This is a genomic window from Bordetella petrii, from assembly GCF_020991325.1.
In the GTDB taxonomy this organism is placed as follows: Bacteria; Pseudomonadota; Gammaproteobacteria; order Burkholderiales; family Burkholderiaceae_B; genus Bordetella_A; species Bordetella_A petrii_E.
In genome coordinates this window covers 1-2,437 of record NZ_JAJMLX010000428.1, presented here as the reverse complement: position 1 = coordinate 2,437, position 2,437 = coordinate 1, and the positions used below count along the sequence as shown (strand labels likewise).

Genomic DNA, 2,437 nt, shown 5'->3' with positions numbered 1-2,437 from the left:
GCGCCCGCGTGGTGTGCGTGGACCTGGCCCTGGCGGCCGCGCGCGAAACCGCCGATATCATCGCCAGCGAAGGCGGGCAGGCGCTGGCGCTGCAGGCCGACGTGACCCGGGCGGCCGATATCGCGGCGGTGCACCAGCAGGCCGTGGCGGCCTACGGACGGGTCGACATCCTGAACAACAATGTCGGCATCGTCAGCGTGGGCGGCGTGGTGGAAACCGACGAAAGCGAATGGGACCGCGTCTACGCCATCAACCTGAAAAGCTGCTTCCTGGCCATGAAGCAGTTCATCCCGGCCATGCGCGACCAGGGCGGCGGGTCCATCATCAATATCTCGTCGATCGCCTCGCTGCGCTATACCGGCGTGCCGTACGTGACGTATTCCACTACCAAGGCGGCCATGAACCACATGACGCGCACCACTGCGGCGGAATATGCGAAGCACAAGGTGCGAGTCAACGCGATCCTGCCGGGCCTGATGAAGACGCCCATGGTGGAAAACGCCGCTAACCTGGCGGCGGAATATGCCGGTGGCGACGTGCAGCGCATGTGGCAGGAACGCGACGGCCAGGTGCCGATGGGACACATGGGAGACGCCTGGGATGTCGCCCACGCCGCGGTTTACCTGGCGTCGGACGAAGCCAGGTATGTCACGGGCATAGAACTGGTGGTGGACGGGGGCATCACGCTCAAATACTGAGACGGCGCCGACCGCGGGTGTCTGGCTCCCGCAGGGGGCCAGACACCGATATCAGCCGTTGATTAGCCGCTGGCCCGGGTGGTTTACGTCCGAGGTCGTGATCGTCTGGTCGGGGTCAGGCACCCTTCGGGAGCCAGCCCCCGGGGGACTGATCAGGCTTCCTTTTGCGGCATCTCGATCTTGACCTCGAGCACTTCCAGGGTGTCCTGGCGTTCCAGGTGCACCTTGATGTCGTCGGGGTTGATGTTGACGTACTTGGAGATCACGGCCACCAGCTCTTGTTGCAGCTGCGGCAGGTAGTCGGGCGAGGAACCGCGGCCCGAGCGCTCGTGCGCCAGAATGATTTGCAGGCGTTCCTTGGCGACGACCGCCGAGGTTTTTTTCTGGCCGAGCAGAAACGACAGGAAGGACATTGCTTACTTCCCTCCGAACAGGCGCTTGAGCAGGCTGGGCTTCTCGTAGTCGGTGAAGCGCAGCGGTTTTTCTTCGCCCAGGTAACGCGAGACCACGTCTTTGTAGGCTTCGGCGACGTCGGTGTCGCGCAGGTGGATGGCGGGCAGGCCCTGGTTCGATGCCTGCAGCACCGACTCCGATTCGGGGATGACGCCGATCAGCTTGATGCGCAGGATGTCTTCGATGTCGGTCAGGGACAGCATTTCGCCGTCGTTGACGCGCTTCGGGTTGTAGCGGGTCAGCAGCAGGTATTCCTTGACCGGTTCGTCGCCGTCGATGGCGCGGCGCGATTTGGCGGCCAGGATGCCCAGGATGCGGTCGGAGTCGCGCACCGAGGACACTTCCGGGTTGGTGACCACCAGGGCGTCGTCGGCGAAGTAGGCCGCCATCAGCGCGCCGGTTTCGATGCCGGCGGGCGAATCGCACACGATGTAGTCGAAGCCCATTTCCTTCAGGTCTTCGATGACCTTGGCCACGCCTTCCTGGGTCAGGGCGTCTTTGTCGCGGGTTTGCGAGGCCGGCAGGATGAACAGGTTTTCCAGCTGCTTGTCTTTGATCAGCGCTTGCTTCAGCGACGCTTCGCCCTGGATGACGTTGACGAAGTCGTACACCACGCGGCGTTCGCAGCCCATGATGAGGTCCAGGTTGCGCAGGCCGACGTCGAAGTCGATGACGGCCGTCTTGTGGCCGCGCATGGCCAAGCCTGAAGAAAAGCTGGCGCTGGTGGTGGTTTTACCGACCCCGCCCTTGCCGGAAGTCACCACAACAATACGTGTCATGACCGTTTAACCCTTATGTTCGAATAAATCGCGTTATCGTAAAGCAAAAAGCCCATGTAAGGCTTCTTACAAGATGTAGAAGTACTGGCCCGAAGGCAAAGCCCGGCCTATTTGCGCAGGGCTTCGATGCGCAAGGTTTCACCATCCAGGTGCACCAGTGCGGGCTGGTTGTGCAGCGAGCTGTCCAGCTTGTCTTCCACCACGCGGTAAACGCCGGCCACGGCCAGCAGCTCGGCGTCGAGCTGGGTGGTAAAAATACGTGCCGATGTATCGCCGCGTGCGCCAGCCATGGCCTTGCCGCGCAGGGGGCCATAGACGTGCACGTTGCCGTCGGCGATGACTTCCGCTCCCTGGCTGACCATGCCGATGACCACCAGGTCGGTGTGCCGGGCATAGACGCGTTGCCCCGAGCGCAGCGGCTTGGTGATGACCAGGGCCGAGACGGGGGCCGGGGGTTCGGCCGGGGCGTCGGTGGCGGCTTCGCCGGCTGCCGCCTCGGCGCGGGCC

The 2,437-nt window shown here is 63.5% G+C and carries 4 protein-coding genes; 1 reads left to right on the top strand and 3 read right to left on the bottom strand.

The features are described 5' to 3' along the window. Window positions 1–698, top strand: a 698-nt coding sequence (locus tag LPZ50_RS24085) for an SDR family NAD(P)-dependent oxidoreductase (protein ID WP_230665367.1), incomplete at its 5' end; no start/stop codon positions are given. Window positions 699–850: 152 nt separating this feature from the next. Here the strand turns inward: LPZ50_RS24085 and minE are convergent. The 3 genes from minE to minC all read right to left on the bottom strand — a co-directional run. After that, entirely contained in the window at window positions 851–1,111 is a 261-nt protein-coding gene (gene minE / locus LPZ50_RS24080) for a cell division topological specificity factor MinE (protein WP_230665366.1), read from the bottom strand. Window positions 1,112–1,114: 3 nt separating this feature from the next. Further along, a complete protein-coding gene (gene minD / locus LPZ50_RS24075; RefSeq protein ID WP_230665365.1) occupies window positions 1,115–1,930 on the bottom strand; it encodes a septum site-determining protein MinD in 816 nt (271 codons plus the stop codon). 107 nt (window positions 1,931–2,037) lie between these two features. After that, a partial coding sequence (gene minC / locus LPZ50_RS24070; RefSeq protein WP_230665364.1) for a septum site-determining protein MinC occupies window positions 2,038–2,437 on the bottom strand: 400 nt, incomplete at its 5' end.